This is a genomic window from Saccharopolyspora oryzae (assembly GCF_027853915.1).
Lineage (GTDB): Bacteria > Actinomycetota > Actinomycetes > Mycobacteriales > Pseudonocardiaceae > Saccharopolyspora > Saccharopolyspora oryzae.
Window position 1 is genome coordinate 15,883 of the sequence record NZ_JAQGLA010000065.1, and the last position, 17,624, is coordinate 33,506.

Below are 17,624 nucleotides of genomic sequence, written 5' to 3' on the forward strand. Positions count from 1 at the left end.
ATGTTTGACTCGACTGTCGTGAGTGCCAGATAATTCGAGGATGGCACGTCCCAGTCGTAAACCGGTGCGGCGCGAGCATCTGGTCGCCGCGGCCACCCGGGCCGTCGGCCGTCAGGGCCTGGCCACGTTGCGGGTGGCCGATGTGGCCGAGCAGGCCGGCGTGGTCCGCGGTTCGGTCCACTACTACTACCCCGACCTGTCCGAGCTGCTGCGGGAGGTGTTCCGGCAGGCGGTGGAGCGGTTCTGCACCGACCGCGCGGCATTGATATCCACAATGGACGACGCGCGGGACAAGCTGGTCGCGGCGGCGCGGGCGGGCATCCCGTGGCGGGCCGACGACGAACTGGTCAACGTGCTCTACGAGTTCACGACCGCGGTCCGCCAGGACTCGGTGTACTCGGTGATCGTGGAGAGCCTGTTCGGCCGGCAGGTCACCATGTACGACGCCATCCTCGAGATAGGCCGGGCCCAGGGGCATTTCGACTTGACGGCGCCGGTCGCCGACATCGCGGCGAACCTGGTGTGCTTGGAGAACGGGTACGGCCTGGAGATCCTGGCCGGCAACGCGGTGATGCCCCCGCAGCGCGCGTTCGAGCTGATCCTGTCCTACGCGCGCGGCGCCACGGGCTGCGCTGAGCTGACCGCTGATCCGGATGACGCTGAGGTGACCCGCCTCCGGCCACGAGGAGATACCCGATGACCGATCGCACCCGCACTCCGGGTGGGCTGCTCCGGGCACGTGCCCTGGGGATTCCGTTCGACGGTACGCCCGGTGCGTGCAACGCGGTCACCGACGTTCCCGGTGTCGAGGTCGGCTACACCACCCTGATCGACGGGGACGACGTCCGCACCGGGGTGACCGCCGTCCTGCCCCGCGGCCGGGCCGGGGTCGCCACTCCGTGCGCGTCGGGCTGGTACTCCCTCAACGGCAACGGGGAGATGACCGGGACCGCGTGGCTGGACGAGACCGGCTCGCTGACGCTGCCGGTCGCGATCACCAACACCCACGCGATCGGCCCGGTCCACCGTGGACTGATCGACTGGGTGGTGGCGAACCGGCCCGATCTGGCCCGCGAGTGGCTGCTGCCGGTGGTCGGGGAGACCTGGGACGGCTACCTCAACGACATCAACGGCCCCCACGTGCAACCCGCCAACGCGGTGGCGGCGGTGGACGCGGCCCGGTCCGGTCCGATCGAGGAAGGTTCGGTCGGCGGCGGAACCGGGATGAACTGCTACGCCTTCAAGGGCGGCAGCGGCACCGCGTCCCGCGTCGTGGAGCACGAATCGGACCGGTACACCGTCGGCGTGTTCGTCCAGGCCAACTTCGGCGCCCGCCGGGAACTCGTGGTGGCCGGAGCGCCGGTCGGCCACCAGCTGCTGGCGGACAACCCGATGGAGGAGGCCGACCGGTTCGCCGCGCCCGGTGCCGGTTCGGTGATCGTCGTGGTGGCCACCGACGCACCGCTGCTGCCCGGCCAGTGCACCGCGCTCGCCCGCCGGGTGCCGCTCGGCCTGGCCCGCACCGGAACCACCGGCAGCCACTTCTCCGGCGACCTCTTCCTCGCCTTCTCCACGGCCAATGCGGGTGCTCTCACCAGCACCATGGCCGCCGGCGGACCGGCCTACGAACAACTCCGGTTCGTCCCGTGGGGTCGCATGAACCCGTTCTACGAGGCCACCGTGCAGGCCACCGAGGAGGCGGTCCTCAACTCGCTCACCGCCAACGCGGACATGGTGGGCCGGGACGGCCACCGCACTCCGGCCCTGCCGCACGACCGGCTCGTCGAGCTGCTGCGCGATTCGGGCGTCCGGCTCGACGACGGTTGACGAATGCCGCGCGGAGGCCGCTCCGCGCGTGCCGGGATGCTCGGGGAGCAAATCGTTGTGGCGGGTTGGATAGGATTGGTGGGGAACTGCGATCGGCGAGGCGGGTGAGCGTGGAAGACAACCGGGGATCCTCGGTTTCGGGGGCCCAGACGCTCGACCGGGGAATCCGGGTCCTCTGGCACCTCGCCCGGAGGCCGGACGGCGAGACGCTGACCGAGATGGCGCGCTCGCTGGAGCTCAACCGCAATGCGCTGCACCGGATGTTGGAGGCGCTCACCGCGCACAACCTGGTCCGGCGGACCGAGGACAAGCGGTACCACCTGGCCTACGGTCTCGTGGAGCTGGCGTCGGCGGTGGACAGCGATCTGCGCGGCTTGGCCTACCCGGTCATGGCGGGGCTCGCCGACGCGGTCGATGCGACGGCGAACCTGATGGTGCCGGTCGGCGACGCCGAGGTGCAGGCGGTGCTGGTGGTCGAGCCGCGGCTCGCCGCGGCGCACATCGCGTTCCGGACGGGGCAGCGGCACCCGATAGACCGCGGCTCGGGCGGCATCGCGATCCTGGCGGGCCGCCCGCCCCGCGATGACGACCCTGCCGAGGTGGTGGCCGCTCGTGAGCAGGGCTACGCCGTTTCCACCGGTCACGTGATCCCCGGTGTCATCGGGGTTTCGGTGCGGGTGGAGACCCCTCCGACGATGTCGGAGGTCAGCATCGGTGTGTCGCTGGTCGATCCCGCTGCGGTCGAGAAGGTGGCCCCGCGGGTGGTGGAGGCGGCGCGCGAGGTGAGCGCGCAGCTGTTCGCGTCGCGGTCGCGGGTGCGCTGAGGTCATCACCGCCGGTAGACCGGATCCGCGGTGTCCCTCCTGGACCGGACCCAGCCGGGGTCGAGGCCGTCGGTGATGGTCTGCGCGCGGACCTCGTCGAAGACGACGACCCGGTCGGCGATGCGCCACCGGCCGCTGCGCCGCTCGAACCGGTCCACGTAGCGGCACCGGATGATCGCAAGCTCCTGCTCGGTCGCACCGCCGACCGGCGCCTGCCTGAGGTAGCAGAGGCAGTAGGACTCGACCTCGGCTGTGTCGTCGTCGGTGAAGTCGACGAGGACGTTGCTGATGAAGTGCTGGGACGAGTCGATCGTGGTGTGCCGCCGCCGGATGTCCTCGACCAGCCCGTCGACCGGCCCGTGGTAGCCGCCGTGGTCGTCGATGGCGTCCGGGAAGTAGCAGTCCCGGATGCCGTCGTAGTCGAGGCGGTCCACCGCTCGCGCGTAGCGGTACAGGACCTGCTCGATGGCGACCCGATCGTCCGATGTGGTCATTCGGTGTTCTCCGTCCCGTTGAGCCGCAGTGCTGCTTGCTGCCCGGCGAGGCGGCCGAGCACCAGGGCGTGGGCCACGGAGTTCCCGCCGCCCACGTAGCGTTCGCCGAGGATCCCGCCGGCCGCCTCACCTGCCGCGTACAGCCCCGGAACCGCTCGGCCCTCGGTGTCGAGCACCCGGGCGCGGTTGTCGATGCGCAGTCCGGTGTGCGTGCACACCAGCTCGGCGGGCAGCATCCGGACGGCGTAGAACGGGCCGGTCGACACCGGGGGCAGCTGCGGGTCGACCTGCTTGGCCGCCAGCGACTCGTGCCGGAGGAAGTCCTCGTCGTGGCCCTGCGCGAACAGCTCGTTGAACCGCTCGACGCTCCGGACCAGGTTCCGCGCCGGTGCGCCGATCAGGGCAGCGAGCTCGGGCAGCGTGTCGGCGCAGCGGACGACGCCCTTGCCGACCTCTTCGAGGACCCGGTCCGCGGACCAGTCGGCGTAGCCGGGTGGCAGTCCTGCGCGGGCCGCTTCGTCGAAGACGGCCCAGACGAAACCGCCGTGGTCCTTGAGGATTCCGGGGCTGACCGCGTACGGCGCGTCCTCGTCCATGCACCGGTGGCCGTCGGAGTCGACGTGGATCCGGGACGCCGGCGGGAATCCGCTCTGCCAGTGGTGGAACCGCTGGAACTCGGCGGTGACCAGCAGCAGCCCCCAACCGTGGCCGAACAGCGACAGTTCGTGCCGCTCGGCCAGCGCGATGTGATCGCCCCGGCTGCCCGGGGCGGCGACCACGAACAGGCTGTCGCCCGCGATCCCGGCGTCCGGGAAGTACTCCCGCACCAGCTCGGGGTTCTGCGCCAGCCCGCCGCTGGCCACGACCACCGACGGTGCGGTGACCTCGGCGTCGTCGACGACCACCCCGCGCACCGCTGATCCGTCGCGCAGCAGATCGGTGGCGCGGCTGCCGAGCGCGAGATCGACCTTGAGCCGCCGGCGGGCGCGGTCCAGGGCTTGGACCAGCCCGTATCCCTGGTCCTTCGGGACGTGGCCGCGCCAGACGTCCTCGACACCGGCGCGGGTCAACCCCGGCATGTGCGCGTTCCGGGACAGCTGGGCGGGGATCTCGACGCCGAGGTCGAGCAGCCAGTCGATGAGCGAGCTCAACTGCTCGCAGAACATCCGCGTCGGCCCGGGCAGCACGCGCCACTGGTTGAGGTCCATGTAGTGCTGGAACATGCGTTCCGGCGAGTCGTCCACGCCCAGCGCCTTTTGCACGCCGGTGTCCGCGGCGGTCAGCATCCCGGCGGAGAGCTGCGTCGACCCGCCGATCTCGGACTCGGATTCCAGCACCAGCACCCGCAGCCCCTGCTGCGCGGCCGACACCGCCGCGGCGAGCCCAGCGCCCCCGGCGCCGATGACGACGAGGTCGTAGTCGTAACTCATGGTCTACCTCAGATGTGTTGGGAGCCGCCATCTACCGGGATCACTGCGCCTGTGATGTAGCGGGCGCTGTCGGAGAGCAGGAATTGCAGGGCTCCGAAGACCTCGATGGGCGCTCCGACCCGGCGCAGCGGCACCGTGGTGAGCGCGCGGTCGAGCGCTTCCGGGTCTTCCCGCACCCACCGCGTCATCTCGGTGTCGATGAAGCCGGGGGCGATGGCGTTGACGCGGATGTTGTCCGGGCCCAGTTCCACGGCCATGCAGCTGGTCAGGTGCCGCACGGCGGCCTTGGAGGAGTTGTAGGCGGCCCGGGTGACCCGCACCCGGACGCCGGCCACCGAGGCCATGTTGACGATCGCGCCGCCACCGTTGGCGCGCATGTGCCGGGCGGCGGTCTGCGCGCCGTAGACGACGCCGTTGACGTTGACCTGGTAGGTGGAGGTGATCTGCTCCGGCGGGATCTCGGTGAACTCGGCCTGCGGGAAGATCCCGGCGTTGTTGATCCAGAAGTCGACGCGGCCGAACTCGTCGAGCGCGGCGTGCAGCAGGCCGTCGTGGTCGGCGGGGTCGGTGACGTCGGCGCGGTGGCCGAGCACCCGCCCGCCGTCGGCGAGGTCCCCGTTGACCTGGTCGGCGATCTCGGGCGCACCGGTGAGGTCACCGGCCACCACGTGGACGCCGCGCCGGGCGAGCTCGGTGGTGAAGACCGCGCCCATGCCGCGGCCCGCGCCGGTCACGACGGCGACCTTGCCGACGAGTTCGGGGTAGTTCGCGGAGAGCGGGCTGGCGTCCGCGCGCGTCGGGTTGGCCTGGTCGTTCGGTGCCGTCATCTCGGGATTTCTCCAGGTGCTCGCAGGAAGAGGTGGTTCAGTCGCGGGTGACTGCCCGCTCGGCGATCAGCCAGCGCCCGTCGCGGCGGACGAAGCGGTCGTCGGTGGTGGTGACCCGGTCGACGCTCACCGCGTCGGAGCTCGTGGTCCGCACGATGAGCAGGTTGGCCTTGACCAGGCACTCGTCCGCGCTGATCTCGCGGTCGATGCAGACGTTGGTGACGATGTGGTGGGTGCGTGGGTTGTTCGCGGCGAAGGCGGCGGCGAACTCGGTGAGCGCGTCCCGGCCCCGGACCGGCTCGGGGTAGGTGGGGGAGCGGAACACACCGTCGTGGGTGAACGTCTCGGCCCACTGCCGCGCTGCACCGCCGTCGATGGCGTGCGCCTGCTTTCCCAGCAGGTTCAGGATTTCCAGCAGCGGACCGGTCATGAGGCGTCCTCGGCCAGGGCGGTGGTGATGCGGTGGTAGATGCCGCTGGACACCAGGCCGCCGTCGACGACGAGTTCGGTGCCGTTGACGTAGGAGGCGTCGTCGGAGAGCAGGAAGGCGACGGCTCCGGCGATTTCCTCGGGGGAAGCGACTCGACCGGCGGGAACGGATCGGAGGCTCTCGTCGACGAACCGGTCGTCACCGGAGTGCAGCAGGGGAGTGTCGACCAGCCCCGGGTGGACCGAGTTCACCCGGATCCCCTCGGCCGCGAACTCGAGCGAGGCCACTTTGGACAGTCCGCGCACACCCCACTTGCTCGCCCCGTAGGAGGCGGAGAAGTAGCCGACCATCCCGGCGATCGAGGACACGTTGACCACCGATGCGCCCTCGGCCCGCTTCAGCGGACCGGAGAGGAACTTCATGCCGAAGAAGACGCTGGAGAGGTTGATGTCCATGACTCGCCACCAGTCGTCGACCGCGGTCTCCGCGATGCCCTTCCGGAAGCTCACGCCGGCGTTGTTCACCAAGCCGTGCAACGCTTTTCCGTCGAAACCCGCCGCGAGTTCCTCCCACGCGGCGGGGTCGGCCACGTCGAGCTGGTGGGCCTGGCCGGTGCCCCCTGCTGCGGTGATCTCGTCGGCGACGGCGCGGGCGGCGTCCAGGTCGATGTCGGCCACCAGGACGTCGGCTCCTTCTCCGGCGAGACCGAGCGCTTCGGCCCGGCCCATGCCGCTCCCGCCACCGGTCACCACGATCCGGCGATCGCGAAATCTGGCAGTCACAGTTCGAGCTCCCTTCCCTTGGTCTCCTTGAGGAAGAACGAGGTGACGAGGCTGATCAGGGCGCAGGCGACGAAGTACCCGGCCGGGGCGAGCTTGTTGCCCGTCGCGCTCACCAGCAGCGTGGCGATGAACGGTGCGGTGCCGCCGAGCAGCATGTTGGTCACGTTGTTGCCCAATGCGATCCCGCTGTACCGGAACCGGGCCCGCAGCATCTCGGCGTAGGTGGCGAACGAAACGCCGTTGACCACGGACACGCAGATGAACAGCACTGCCGGGGCCAGGATCGCCAGTGGTCCCGGGCCGTCGGCCATGAGCATGAACATCGGCACCCCGAGCAGCGCCCCGGCGGCGGATCCGCCGATGAACACCGGCTTGCGCCCGATGCGATCGCCGAGGTAGCCCGAGACCGGCAGGGTGATCACGCCCAGGACCATCGCGATGCACGTCGCGGCGAAGGCGAACTGGGGCGAGCGCTGACCGGCGGTCTGCAGGTACGTCGCGGCGTAGACCGAAGCGATGTAGTAGCCGCCGGTGATCACCGCACCGAGCAGGACGATGACGAGGACCTGCCGCCAGGCGGTCGAAAGCACCGCGAACAGCGGGACTTTCACGACCTCGCTCTGCTGCTGGACGTCCTCGAACTGCTCGGTCTCGTCCAGCGAGTTGCGGATCCACAGCCCGACCAGGCCGATGACCAGGCTCAGCAGGAACGGGATCCGCCAGCCCCAGGCCTGGACCTGCTCGGCCGACAGGCCGGTGGTGAGCGCGAGCGCCATCAGGGACGCGCACAGCGACCCGATGTAGGTGCCGGAGTTGACCATCGACGTCTGGAAGGCGCGCCACTTGGGCGGCGCGTGCTCGGAGACGAACGAGTTGGCGCCGCCGAGCTCGCCGCCGGCGGCGAAGCCCTGCAGGCACCGCGACAGCGTCAGCAAAGCGGTCGCCCACACGCCGAGCGTGGCGTAGGTGGGCAGCAGGCCCATCAGGGCGGTGGCGACCGCCATCAGCAGGATCGTCCAGGTCAGCGCCTTCTTGCGGCCGTACTTGTCGCCGATGTGGCCGAAGAAGATCCCGCCCGGAACGCGGAGGAAGAACGCCACGGCGAACGCGGCGAAGGTGCCGAGCAGGGCCGCGGTCGGATCGTCGTCGACGAAGAAGTGGGCGCTGATCATGGTCGCCATGTAGCCGTAGATGCCGAAGTCGTAGTACTCGACGACGGTGCCCAGGATGGCGGCTCGGATGACCTTGGCGTGCGACTGCGCGGGCCGCGCGCCCGTTCTGTCGGCGGCTGCGACGCCGTCGGTGGTGGAATTCGCCATTGAATGTCCTTCGGTGCGGTCCTCGCGGCCCTCGTCCGGGACGGATGAGCGCAGCAGTGCTCAAATAGTGAGCGTCATGCTCATTAAATGGGAGTATATGGATCTGCCGCGCCCGTTGGCAACGGTCGGTGGAGCCCGACCCCCAGCGGTTTTCGAAGTGCTCGCAGGAGAACCTCCCGGTCGTCCAGGTAGGAGCGCCTAACGCGTGACGCCGGTGAACTCTTCGACGGCGTCCCACAGGTCACGCTCGCGCAGCGGGTCGTAGGACTCCTCGGACGACCGGGCCACGCGATTTCGGTCGACGTAGGACCCCGTCGGTGCCTTGATCCTGCCGAGGACGACATCGGCCAGGTGACGCCCCGCGGCACTGCGGCTGGTCGCGAACCGCGTGAGGGTCAGCACCGGCAGGATCCAGCGCATCGCGAACCGGGAGACGGGTCCGGCGTTGCGGGCGAGACCGGTGCCGGGAACGAACCCCGGGTTGTAGGAGAGCACGTCGATCCCGGTCGGCAGGCGGCGCGCGTACTCGTGCACGAGGTGGATGGCGGCGAGCTTGCTCGTCGAGTACGCGGTGCGCCCGGCGACCGCGGTGCCCGGCTCGGGGAACGCACCGGTGCGGGCCAGGACGTCCGGGGACTTCCAGACCGGGCCGGGCACCATGCCCATGTTGTGCTTGAAGTCGCCGAAGTGGGTGTCGCTGACCGTGATCACGATGCGTGCAGGAGTGGTGAAGCGGTCCTGGAGCGAGCGGACGAGCAGGTGGTTGGTGAGGACGTTGACGGTGAAGGTGGACTCGAATCCCTCGGGTCCTTCGGTCAATGCGTTCGTGAACTGCAGGCCGGCGTTGCCCGCGAAGCCGCGCAGCGGCGGCAGTTCACCGCGGTCGAGCCGGGCGTGGATTTCGGCGGCGGCCGATCGGACGCTCTGCAGCGAGCCGAGATCGGCCGGGACGTGCGTGACCGCGTGTCCGCCTCGTCCCAGCTCTGCGGCCAGCTGTGCGCCGGAGGCACCGCGGGCGACGACGAGGAGGTGCACGTCGGGCGACTGGCGCAGCACGTGCTCTGCTGCGACGCGGCCGATCCCGCGGCTCGCGCCCGTCATCACGATGGTGTGCTGCATGGAAGGGCTCCTGGGCAGGTCGATGGGCGCCGGACTGGCGTACCCACGACGTTCACCGCCCGCGCCGTCGCCGACCAGGGCCGTCCCCGGCACCAGGACTGGCAGTACCCAGGTTGATGTGGAGGCTGGGAGCAACAATGAAGCCGTGGCTGCCTCACGCTCCGACTTCGGCCGGCTCCTGCACGCCTGGCGCGACCGCCTTTCCCCGGCCGGCGCCGGCTTCCCCGCGACGGCCGGTCGTCGTGCCCCGGGCCTGCGGCGGGAGGAGCTCGCGCAACTGGCGGGGCTTTCCGTCGACTACGTCCTGCGTCTGGAGCAGGGGCGCGCGAAGAACCCCTCGGCCCAGGTCGTCGGCGCCCTCGCCCGCGCACTCCAGCTGTCGCGGGCCGAGCGCGACCAGCTGCACCGAGCTGCCGGGCTCTTGCCGCCGCAGGACGCGACGATCAGCACCCACGTGTCACCGGGGGTCCAGCGCCTCGCCGCGCGGCTGGGAGATGTTCCGATCGGGGTGTTCACCGCCGACTGGACCCTGGTGTGGTGGAACTCGATGTGGTGCGCGTTGCACGGTGATCCCGCCGGACTCCCGGTAGCCGAGCGGAACCTCGCCCGAGCCCTGTTCGGTGACGGCCCGGCCCGCGCCGCGCTGCGTCCGGTTCGGTCGGAACGCGGCGAGGAGGTGTTCGCAGCGTCGATCGCCGCCGACCTCAAGGACCACGGCGACGCTGGCGCCGCACGTGACCGAGCAGAAGACGATCCGGCACCCGGAGATCGGCGACATCTCGCTGGACTGCGACGTCCTCGTGGCCCCGGACGCGGACCTGCGTCTGGTCACCTACACGGCAGCGGCCGGAACCACCGACGCGGGAAAGCTCGACCTCCTCCGCGTCACCGGGGGCCGCACCGCAACCACGCCCCCGTGACCAGCTCCACCGCTGGAGGTCAGGCGGGTTGCAGGACCTCGATGTCGCCGATGGCGAGGTGCACGTCGAAGGTCCGGTCGGTGATGCGCCAGCCCGCGGGTTCGCGGCGGAGGTGGTCTCGGTAGACACCGAAGCACTCGTACGGCGGCAGTTCGGAACGGGTGCCCGCGCCGTAGTGGAAGACGCGGGCCTTGCAGATCGCGGTGGCGGTGTCACCGCTGATCTCGACCAGGTGGTTGCCCAGCAGGTGCTGCGACGGACCGCAGCCGTCGAGGTGCGACCGGATCGATGCCACGATCTCCTCGCGTCCGTGCAGCGGGGAGGCCTCCGGGCTCCCGTAGCGGGCGACCGCGTCGGCCGCGAACACCTCGTCGAGCGAACTCCACTGCCGGGTGTCGAGTGCGTAGGCGTAGCGGTTCACCACGTCGGTCACCGCGTTGCGGTCCTGGCAGGAGCACATGTGCTCATCCCGTCCTTCCGGCTGAGACGCTCGTCGGGTGGCTGCGCGGGATCATCGCCTCGTCGCTGTTCCGGCGGTGGGGCCAGTCCCGGTCACCGGGAAGGTCGCGCCGTCAGGAGGCGACGCGGAAGCCGAGGTTGCCGCTGGAGCTGTCGGGGGTGTTGCTCGTGCGGGCGGCGACGCGGTAGCGGTTGCAGTAGGAGTCGTGGCACAAGTACGAGCCGCCGCGCATCACCTTCGACGTGCCCTCGGCGGGGCCGGTCGGGTTGCGGTTCGCGGCGGCGGAGTGGTCGACGCCCCACCAGTCCGCGCACCACTCCCAGACGTTGCCCGCGACGTTGTGCAGCCCGAACCCGTTGGGCGGGAAGGCGTCCACCGGCGCCGTGCCCCGGTAGCCGTCCTCGACGGTGTTCTTGACCGGGAACTGGCCCTGCCAGATGTTGCACCGGTGCTCACCGCCGGGTGCCAGCTCGTCGCCCCACGCGAACCGCTTGCGCTCCAGCCCGCCGCGCGCGGCGTACTCCCACTCGGCCTCGGTGGGCAGCCGGGTGCCCGACCAGCGGCAGAACGCCACCGCGTCGTGCCAGGACACGTGCACCGCGGGATGGTCCAGCCGTTCCTCCACAGTGGATCCGGGACCCTCCGGGTGCTGCCAGGACGCACCTCGCACACCGCACCACCACGGGGCCGCATCCGGTCGCGGCGAGTCCTTCCGCAGCGAGCCGGGGAGGAACCCGGCGAACACGTACGACCAGCCGAACCGCTCGGCGTCGGTGACGTACCCGGTCGCCTCGGTGAACTCGGCGAACTGCGCGTTGGTCACCGCGTGCACCGCGACCTGGAACGGCTCCACGGTCACCGACCGCACCGGTCCTTCCCCGTCGGCGGGGAAGCCGTCCGGGTCCTCCGCGCCCATGCTGAACGTGCCGCCGGGCAGGGACACCAGCTCCGGGGAGCGCCCGGTGGCGGCCGGTTCCGGCGCGGGGTCGCTGGTCGTCGCGGTGTCGAGCGCGGAGCGGCTGGGGCCGCAGCAGGAGTGGTCGGTGCTCACGGGTTCACGGTAAACCGCCGGTGGAGCCGGCCGTCACCGGTGCTGCAGGGCCTTGAACTCGTCGAGCCAGGCGTAGTTGGGAGCCGGGGTGCCGTCGGGCAGGGGCTGCACCGAGCGCGAGGCGAACAAGCTGTTCAGCAGCCACGGCTTCTTGCCCGGTCCGAAGTCGCTCGACATGGCGGTGTCCTGGCCGATCCCGTAGGTGGCCACCGCGAGTTTGCCGGTGGCCCGGAACTTCCGCACCTGGTCGCGCAGGTAGTCCTTGTTGTTCTCGAACCACGGGCTGGTGCGCAGGAAGTCGTACCACCGGTCCTGCGGGAACGGCTCGTCGAGCGCCTTCTTGATGACCTGCCACACCCGCGTGCCCGGCGGCACGCCGTACTTCGCGGCGTACTCGGCGGCCACCCGGTCGGTCAGGTGCTCCTCCCAGAGCTGGACGAGGGAGAACTCGGTGACGAGGAACTTCTTGTCCGGGCCCAGCCGGGGCAGCACGTAGTCGAGGTAGGCGTCGGAGTCCGCCAGGCTCGCGACGTGCGGGTGGATGTCGGTGCCCTCGATCTCCGGGGTGTCGCGGACGTAGGTCATCCAGCGCTCGGTGCCCGCACCTGTCCACCCGGGGCCCTCGAGGTGGTTGAGCGCGCCCATGTACAGCGCTGTCCGGCACCCGCCGGGGAAGTGCGCGGCGCGGTACTCGATGACGTGGTCGGCGACGGCCTCGTAGAAGGCGTTGATGGCGCCGTTGTTCCAGTCGTCGTGCGGGCATTCGATGAACGGCTCGTTGCCGATCACCAGGACGTCGACCTCGTCCAGCACTGCCGGCAGCACCTGGTCCAGCCGCCTCAGCTCGGCGTTCATCGCATCAGTTCCGGGGCGCGGCAACGGCTTCCCGCGTTCCGGGAAGGAGGGGAATTTCAGCGACAGCACTGTTCCGTAGCCGCGCGCGCTGGCCTGCAGCAGGGTGCTGATCGCCGGTGCCTCGCCTGGTTCGCCCTCGTCCGCGTCGGGCATGGCGAAGAAGCCGCGCACCCAGGTCGCGCCGGCGGTCTCGAGCTCGCCGAAGGTCATCACGCGCGGGTCACCGTTGAAATTCGCACCGAGAACGCCGCTCGGCGGCGGTGCTGTGACCTGCTGAACGGCCGACTGGGGCTGCCCTCGGCTCGGGGTGCTGCAAGCGCCCGCGCCGAGCGTGGTGAGACCGGCTGCAGCGGACAATTGGAGCAAACGGCGCCGGGACATCGAGATCATGTGCCCGGATGCTTCCCCGGCTGCCGCACGGTTGTCAATCGGCTCAGCGAAGCGCTGAGACCTATGTGGAGGGATGATCGTGCTGGGCGTCCTCCGAACGGATCGAGGAACCGTCCGACCTCAGGGGCGGCTGATCAAGTCGTGTTCGGCGAGGAACTTGTCCAGTCGGGCCTGGTCCACCCTGCTGATCACGCTGGCCGCTTCCTGCCTGTCCCGCACGCACTTCGCGAGCGTGAACGTCGAGGTGACCGCGTACAGCAGCGCCAGGGCCAGGAATGCGCGGATCCAGCCGTCGACCGGCAGGTAGATGACGCTGATCGTGGAGGCGGTCAGCGCGACCCCGAAGGAAACGATCGACTGCACGAAGAAGGCGTTGGTGGTGCTGGAATTCTGATTCATGCCGATCATCTTGTCGGGGAAATGCCGTCGCGGCATGCGTAAATATCCTCGTTTACCGGGTGAGGGCCGCAGTCTGCTGCGTCCCTTCGGCGGTACCCTCCTGGCGTGACGCGTGACCAGGTCGACGTGATCGCCGCTGGGCTCAAGGTCTGTCCCGTGGCGAGGAGCAATCAGCGGAGGCCGGTGCCGGCGGAGGAGCCGATGCACCCGTACCGGATGCGCGAGCTCATCGTCGTCCGTGACGAGTGCCGACCGGTGGAGAGGTTCGCCTAGATGTCCTCGGACGCTCCGCAGCCCGGTTTGGCGCGACGGCTCGGTACCGGTGACGCGGTGGTCATCGGGTTGGGGTCGATGATCGGCGCCGGTGTGTTCGCCGCCTTCGGCCCGGCGGCGAAGGCGGCGGGCAGCGGCCTGATGATCGGCCTGGTGCTCGCCGCGGCCATCGCCTACTGCAACGCCGTGGCCTCCGCGCAACTCGCCGCAGCGCATCCCACCTCGGGCGGCACCTACGCCTACGGCCGGGAGCGGCTCGGCCCGTGGTGGGGTTTCGCCGCCGGTTGGGGCTTCGTGATCGGCAAGACGGCCTCCTGCGCGGCCATGGCGCTGACCGTCGCCACCTACGCGGTTCCGGGGCCGGGGTGGCTGCAGAAGATCGTCGCGATCGCCGCGGTGCTCGCCCTGGCCGCGCTGAACTACCGCGGTGTCACCAAGACCGCCGTGCTGACCCGGGTGCTGGTCGCGCTCAGCTTGATCGCGCTGGCCGTGGTGGTGGTCGGCATCTTCGCGAGCGGTGTCCACGTCGACCGGCTCGGTGGTTGGGGAGCGCTGACGTCCAGTGGTCCCTACGGCATCTTGCAGGCGGCGGGACTGCTGTTCTTCGCCTTCGCCGGGTACGCCCGCATCGCGACGCTGGGGGAGGAGGTCCGCGATCCGCGCCGGACGATCCCCCGCGCCATCCCGCTCGCCCTGGGCATCACCGTGATCGTCTACGCCGTGGTGGGGCTGGCCGTGCTCACCGCGTTCGGCCCCGACCGTCTGGCGGCGGCAACCGCTCCGCTCACCGAAGCCCTGCAAGCCACTGGAGCCGGTGCGCTCGCCCCGGTCGTGCGCATCGGTGGTGTGGTCGCCGGTCTCGGGGCGTTGTTGACGCTCATCGCCGGGATCGGCCGCACCAGCCTGGCCATGGCCCGCAACCGCGACCTGCCGGGCTGGCTGGCCGCCGTGCACCCCCGGTACCGGGTGCCGCACCACGCCGAACTCGTCCTCGCGGTGGTCGTGTGCGCGCTGGTGGCCACCACCGACCTGCGCGGTGTCATCGGCTTCTCCTCGTTCGGGGTGCTCGTCTACTACGCCATCGCCAATGCCTCGGCCTGGACGCAACCCGCTGCGCAGCGCCGGTGGCCGCGCTGGCTCAACGCCGCCGGTCTCGTCGGCTGCCTGGTCCTGGTCGTCACCTTGCCCTGGCAATCGGCCCTTGCCGGTGCCGCTGTCTTCGCCGTGGGGCTGACCGCGCGCGCCGTCGTGCTCGCCCGCCGCTGACCCGCCCTGCCGTCAGCTGCTGGCCGGAGTCGGCCAGTCCTCGGCGAGGATGCGTTCGATGTTTCGCTCGGCGAGGGCGGTGATCGTGACGAACGGGTTCACGCCGGTGCTGCCGGGGATCAGCGAGCCGTCGGTGACGTAGAGGCCGGGGCAACCGCGCACCCGCCCGTAGTCGTCGGTGGCTCGGCCGAGCACGAGGCCGCCGAGCGGGTGGTAGGTGAAGCGGTTCTCGAACGGGCGGGTGTCGCCGAAGAGGTCTGTGCGGTAGGTGGTTCCGTTCGCGCGGTTGATCTTGTCGAAGAGCGCTTTCGCCTGCTGGATCGAGAGCTGCCCCTGCTCGGTCCTCCAGTGCAGGCGTGCCGAGTCGGTGGCGGGGTCGTAGCTGAAGTGGCCGCGCTCGGGATTCTTCGTGATCGCCAGGTACAGGCTGACCCACAGCTCGGTGCCCGCCGGGATCGGTGCGATCTCGGCGAAGACCGGGTGTTCTGGGTCTTCCCACGCGTCGATGCCGAGTGCGGGCATCGCGGACTGGGTGCCTCCAGCGGTGTCCCAGACGTGGTTCGCGCGGCCGAGCATGACGTTGCCGTTAGGGCCCCAGCCCTGCCCGATCTCCGCGCCGAGCTCCGGCAGCGTTCCGGTGTCCCGCGCGCGCAGCAGCAGTTCGGTCGAGCCGAGGCTGCCCGCTCCCAGGAACACCCGCTGGGCGGCGATCTCCGTTCTCTCGACGATTTCGCCGGATTCGTCGCGCCGGTGCACCGTGAGCACGTAGCCGCCGGTGTCGTCGCGGCGGATCGCCCGCGCCTCGTGCAGCGCGCGGATGGTCACGTTGCCGGTGCCGAGCGCATCGGCGAGGTAGGTCTTGTCCAGCGACCGCTTGCCGTGGTTGTTGCCGTAGATCACCTCGCAGGCGAGCGCCGAGCGGGGGACCTCACCGGCTTCTTCCCGGCGCAGGTAGTCGAAGTCGTAGACGCTGGGCACGAAGGTCGTCTTCAGTCCCGCCCGGTGGGCGTGCGCGCGGGACAAGCGGGCGTACCGGTAGGAATCGCAGGTCTCGAACCAGTCGGGGTCGACGTGGTTGACCCCGAGCGCCGCGGTGGCCCGCGGGAAGTACTTGCCGTACATCTCGTCGGCGTCGACGGCGGGCAGGACCTCCTCGAAGTAGTTCCGCTTGGGCACCACGGCCATCGCGCCGTTGACCAGCGAGCCGCCGCCGACACCGCGACCGAGGTAGACCGACATGTCTCCGTGGTCGACGCGGTCGAGCACACCCGGGTAGCGCTCGGTGTCGTGGTTGATGACGTCCATCCACAGGAAGGACGCCAGCGGCGCCAGAGTGCGGTCCTTCAGCCACATCGCGCGCCCGTCCGGCCGCAGCATGTTGCAGAAGACGTTGCCGTCGGCGCCGGGTGTGTCCCACAGCCTGCCCATCTCGAGCATCACCGTGGGAATGCCCGCTTCGCCCAGGCGCAACGCCGTGACGGCGGCGCCGTAGCCCGTGCCGATGACCACGGCAGGCACGGCGTCGCCGGTGCGCGTCGCGGCGGACGCGGTCGTCGTGGAGATCGTGTTGAGGCCGAGCAGGGCAGCGGAGTTCAGGGCGGCGAAACCGAGGAACCGCCTGCGGGACAAGGGGGAGGTCACGCTGCCCATGGTTGCCTCGCGAAAGCACGTCCACAATCACCAATCCGAAGCAGATTCGCGTTAGCAGGGCAAACGTGAATGATGTTCACCCGCTGGTGTGAGGTGCTCCTGCTTCGGCAGCAGCAGCGGTGTGCCGAGCAGGAGGACGCCGGAGGTGGTGATAGCGGTCAGCGGGCTGGTGAGAGTGGCGAGGACGCCCCACACCGCTATGAAGGCGGCCTGGGAGAGCTTGCTGCTGATGCTCCACGCGCTGACGACTTGGGCCGCGTGCTCGGCGGGAGAGCGCTGCAGTCTCTCAGTCGCGTTGATGGGGTTGAAGATTCCCATGCACGCGATCAGCAGGCCTTCCACGACGATCACGGTGAGGAGGCCCGGGACACCGGGCTGGATGAAAGCGAGGCCCAGCGGGAAGATCGATCGCAGCCATCCGGTGGCGGTCATGACGCGCTGCCGCCCGTAGCGGGAGACGAGTCGCGCGGACAGCCGGGCGCCGGCGAAGCCCCCGAGGCTGGGGATGCCGAAGGCGAGTCCGTACTCCAGCGCCGAGAAGTGGTACTCGCCGAGGAGGAGGACGGCCAGGAGCGGGCCGGTGGCCATGATCAGTCCGTTGACCGCCATCTGGTTCAGGAACAGGAGTCTCAGCGCGCGGTCGTGGAAGATGACCGACCAGCCCCGGGCGAAGTCGGCGAATCGTAGTTTCGCCGGATTCCTGGGCGTTGCGACGTCGGTTCCGCGGATGCGGAGGATCGCGAGCGCGGAGAGCAAGTAGCTGCTCGCATCCGCCGCGATGGTGGTGACCGGACCGAAGATCCCGACCAGGGCTCCGCCCAAGGGCGGTCCCGCCGCGGTCGCCACCCAGGTCGTTCCCTCGAACCTCCCGTTCGCGGTGAGTAGGTGGTCGCTGCGGACCAGGTGCTTCAGGTGCGCGCCGGAGGCGGCGGTGAACGCGATGCTCGCCGTTCCGGAGAGGATCGAGACGACGAGCAGGTGCCCGTAGGAGAGCGAGCCCACGAGGTACGCCATCGGGATGCTCGCCATCGCCAGGAAGCGGATCAAGTCCATCCCGATCATCACGGGCCGCTTGGTGCGGTGCTGGATCCACGGCCCGAGCGGAATCGCGACGATCGCCGCCACCACCAAGCCCGCCCCTTCCAGGAGTGAGACGGCGAACGCCGGCGAGTGCAGTTCGCGCACGGCGATCAACGGGAATGCGCCGAAGGCGATCCACGTGCCGTAAGTGCTCGCCGCGTGGGCTGACCACAGCCAGCCGAAATCGCGTCCCAACCGCACGTCGATGCAACTCCCTTGAACAACCGA

The 17,624-nt window shown here is 70.1% G+C and carries 18 protein-coding genes and 1 pseudogene; 6 read left to right on the forward strand and 13 right to left on the reverse strand.

Features of this window, described 5'->3' with window-relative positions:
* Nucleotides 1-40 precede the first annotated feature (40 nt).
* The 3 genes from OU415_RS28190 (at nucleotide 41) to OU415_RS28200 (ending at nucleotide 2,651) form a co-directional block, all read left to right on the forward strand.
* On the forward strand, nucleotides 41-700 hold the full coding sequence (locus OU415_RS28190; protein ID WP_270952349.1) for a TetR/AcrR family transcriptional regulator: 660 nt from the start codon (nucleotides 41-43) through the stop codon (nucleotides 698-700).
* Nucleotides 697-1,827, forward strand: a complete 1,131-nt coding sequence (locus OU415_RS28195; RefSeq protein ID WP_270952350.1) for a DmpA family aminopeptidase — start codon at nucleotides 697-699, stop codon at nucleotides 1,825-1,827. The genes OU415_RS28190 and OU415_RS28195 overlap by 4 nt, the downstream gene beginning before the upstream one ends.
* Nucleotides 1,828-1,937: 110 nt before the next feature.
* Nucleotides 1,938-2,651, forward strand: coding sequence for an IclR family transcriptional regulator (locus tag OU415_RS28200; protein WP_270952351.1), 714 nt, complete (start codon nucleotides 1,938-1,940; stop codon nucleotides 2,649-2,651).
* A gap of 5 nt (nucleotides 2,652-2,656) precedes the next feature.
* On the opposite strand, the gene OU415_RS28205 is transcribed toward OU415_RS28200, so the two are convergent.
* The 7 genes from OU415_RS28205 to OU415_RS28235 all read right to left on the reverse strand — a co-directional run bounded on the left by OU415_RS28205 (nucleotide 2,657) and on the right by OU415_RS28235 (nucleotide 9,052).
* Nucleotides 2,657-3,145 carry a nuclear transport factor 2 family protein gene (locus OU415_RS28205; protein WP_270952352.1) on the reverse strand — a complete coding sequence of 163 codons (489 nt, stop codon included), beginning with the start codon at nucleotides 3,143-3,145 and terminating at the stop codon, nucleotides 2,657-2,659.
* A complete protein-coding gene (locus tag OU415_RS28210) occupies nucleotides 3,142-4,575 on the reverse strand; it encodes an FAD-dependent oxidoreductase (RefSeq protein WP_270952353.1) in 1,434 nt (477 codons plus the stop codon). Before OU415_RS28210 ends, OU415_RS28205 begins: the two co-directional genes overlap by 4 nt.
* A gap of 8 nt (nucleotides 4,576-4,583) precedes the next feature.
* A complete protein-coding gene (locus OU415_RS28215; protein ID WP_270952354.1) occupies nucleotides 4,584-5,402 on the reverse strand; it encodes an SDR family NAD(P)-dependent oxidoreductase in 819 nt (272 codons plus the stop codon).
* 37 nt (nucleotides 5,403-5,439) lie between these two features.
* Nucleotides 5,440-5,832, reverse strand: coding sequence for a nuclear transport factor 2 family protein (locus OU415_RS28220; protein WP_270952355.1), 393 nt, complete (start codon nucleotides 5,830-5,832; stop codon nucleotides 5,440-5,442).
* Complete coding sequence (locus OU415_RS28225; RefSeq protein ID WP_270952356.1) at nucleotides 5,829-6,614, reverse strand: SDR family NAD(P)-dependent oxidoreductase; 786 nt, start codon at nucleotides 6,612-6,614, stop codon at nucleotides 5,829-5,831. Before OU415_RS28225 ends, OU415_RS28220 begins: the two co-directional genes overlap by 4 nt.
* Nucleotides 6,611-7,933 (reverse strand): MFS transporter, encoded by a 1,323-nt coding sequence (locus OU415_RS28230; RefSeq protein WP_270952357.1) that lies wholly within the window; start codon nucleotides 7,931-7,933, stop codon nucleotides 6,611-6,613. The genes OU415_RS28225 and OU415_RS28230 overlap by 4 nt, the downstream gene beginning before the upstream one ends.
* Before the next feature lie 198 nt (nucleotides 7,934-8,131).
* Nucleotides 8,132-9,052 (reverse strand): SDR family NAD(P)-dependent oxidoreductase, encoded by a 921-nt coding sequence (locus tag OU415_RS28235; protein ID WP_270952358.1) that lies wholly within the window; start codon nucleotides 9,050-9,052, stop codon nucleotides 8,132-8,134.
* 22 nt (nucleotides 9,053-9,074) lie between these two features.
* Between OU415_RS28235 and OU415_RS28240 the strand changes: the two are divergent.
* Nucleotides 9,075-9,972: pseudogene (locus tag OU415_RS28240) on the forward strand (helix-turn-helix transcriptional regulator).
* A gap of 19 nt (nucleotides 9,973-9,991) precedes the next feature.
* Here OU415_RS28240 and OU415_RS28245 read toward each other — a convergent pair.
* The 4 genes from OU415_RS28245 to OU415_RS28260 all read right to left on the reverse strand — a co-directional run bounded on the left by OU415_RS28245 (nucleotide 9,992) and on the right by OU415_RS28260 (nucleotide 13,127).
* Nucleotides 9,992-10,432 carry a nuclear transport factor 2 family protein gene (locus tag OU415_RS28245; protein ID WP_270952360.1) on the reverse strand — a complete coding sequence of 147 codons (441 nt, stop codon included), beginning with the start codon at nucleotides 10,430-10,432 and terminating at the stop codon, nucleotides 9,992-9,994.
* Nucleotides 10,433-10,544: 112 nt separating this feature from the next.
* On the reverse strand, nucleotides 10,545-11,483 hold the full coding sequence (locus OU415_RS28250; RefSeq protein WP_408641927.1) for a formylglycine-generating enzyme family protein: 939 nt from the start codon (nucleotides 11,481-11,483) through the stop codon (nucleotides 10,545-10,547).
* A gap of 33 nt (nucleotides 11,484-11,516) precedes the next feature.
* The gene (locus tag OU415_RS28255) at nucleotides 11,517-12,548 is read right to left on the reverse strand and encodes a hypothetical protein (protein ID WP_270952362.1); all 1,032 of its coding nucleotides are present in this window, start codon (nucleotides 12,546-12,548) and stop codon (nucleotides 11,517-11,519) included.
* 300 nt (nucleotides 12,549-12,848) lie between these two features.
* Nucleotides 12,849-13,127: a YiaA/YiaB family inner membrane protein gene (locus OU415_RS28260; protein WP_270952364.1), complete on the reverse strand. Its 279-nt coding sequence runs from the start codon at nucleotides 13,125-13,127 to the stop codon at nucleotides 12,849-12,851.
* 105 nt (nucleotides 13,128-13,232) lie between these two features.
* On the opposite strand from OU415_RS28260, the gene OU415_RS28265 reads away from it, so the two are divergent.
* Complete coding sequence (locus OU415_RS28265) at nucleotides 13,233-13,400, forward strand: hypothetical protein (protein ID WP_270952365.1); 168 nt, start codon at nucleotides 13,233-13,235, stop codon at nucleotides 13,398-13,400.
* Entirely contained in the window at nucleotides 13,401-14,666 is a 1,266-nt protein-coding gene (locus OU415_RS28270; RefSeq protein WP_270952366.1) for an APC family permease, read from the forward strand.
* A 12-nt stretch (nucleotides 14,667-14,678) separates the two neighbouring features.
* On the opposite strand, the gene OU415_RS28275 is transcribed toward OU415_RS28270, so the two are convergent.
* Entirely contained in the window at nucleotides 14,679-16,316 is a 1,638-nt protein-coding gene (locus OU415_RS28275) for a GMC oxidoreductase (RefSeq protein WP_270952367.1), read from the reverse strand.
* 51 nt (nucleotides 16,317-16,367) lie between these two features.
* Nucleotides 16,368-17,597 (reverse strand): MFS transporter, encoded by a 1,230-nt coding sequence (locus tag OU415_RS28280; RefSeq protein WP_270952368.1) that lies wholly within the window; start codon nucleotides 17,595-17,597, stop codon nucleotides 16,368-16,370.
* Nucleotides 17,598-17,624: the final 27 nt, after the last annotated feature.

What these genes read in the sequence shown, in the direction of transcription:
- OU415_RS28190 (WP_270952349.1), top strand. Translation starts at nt 41, where the DNA reads ATGGCACGTCCCAGTCGTAAACCGGTGCGGCGCGAGCATCTGGTCGCC.
- OU415_RS28195 (WP_270952350.1), top strand. Translation starts at nt 697, where the DNA reads ATGACCGATCGCACCCGCACTCCGGGTGGGCTGCTCCGGGCACGTGCC.
- OU415_RS28205 (WP_270952352.1), bottom strand. Translation starts at nt 3,145, where the DNA reads ATGACCACATCGGACGATCGGGTCGCCATCGAGCAGGTCCTGTACCGC.
- OU415_RS28210 (WP_270952353.1), bottom strand. Translation starts at nt 4,575, where the DNA reads ATGAGTTACGACTACGACCTCGTCGTCATCGGCGCCGGGGGCGCTGGG.
- OU415_RS28215 (WP_270952354.1), bottom strand. Translation starts at nt 5,402, where the DNA reads ATGACGGCACCGAACGACCAGGCCAACCCGACGCGCGCGGACGCCAGC.
- OU415_RS28220 (WP_270952355.1), bottom strand. Translation starts at nt 5,832, where the DNA reads ATGACCGGTCCGCTGCTGGAAATCCTGAACCTGCTGGGAAAGCAGGCG.
- OU415_RS28230 (WP_270952357.1), bottom strand. Translation starts at nt 7,933, where the DNA reads ATGGCGAATTCCACCACCGACGGCGTCGCAGCCGCCGACAGAACGGGC.
- OU415_RS28235 (WP_270952358.1), bottom strand. Translation starts at nt 9,052, where the DNA reads ATGCAGCACACCATCGTGATGACGGGCGCGAGCCGCGGGATCGGCCGC.
- OU415_RS28245 (WP_270952360.1), bottom strand. Translation starts at nt 10,432, where the DNA reads ATGTGCTCCTGCCAGGACCGCAACGCGGTGACCGACGTGGTGAACCGC.
- OU415_RS28255 (WP_270952362.1), bottom strand. Translation starts at nt 12,548, where the DNA reads ATGACCTTCGGCGAGCTCGAGACCGCCGGCGCGACCTGGGTGCGCGGC.
- OU415_RS28260 (WP_270952364.1), bottom strand. Translation starts at nt 13,127, where the DNA reads ATGAATCAGAATTCCAGCACCACCAACGCCTTCTTCGTGCAGTCGATC.
- OU415_RS28270 (WP_270952366.1), top strand. Translation starts at nt 13,401, where the DNA reads ATGTCCTCGGACGCTCCGCAGCCCGGTTTGGCGCGACGGCTCGGTACC.
- OU415_RS28275 (WP_270952367.1), bottom strand. Translation starts at nt 16,316, where the DNA reads ATGGGCAGCGTGACCTCCCCCTTGTCCCGCAGGCGGTTCCTCGGTTTC.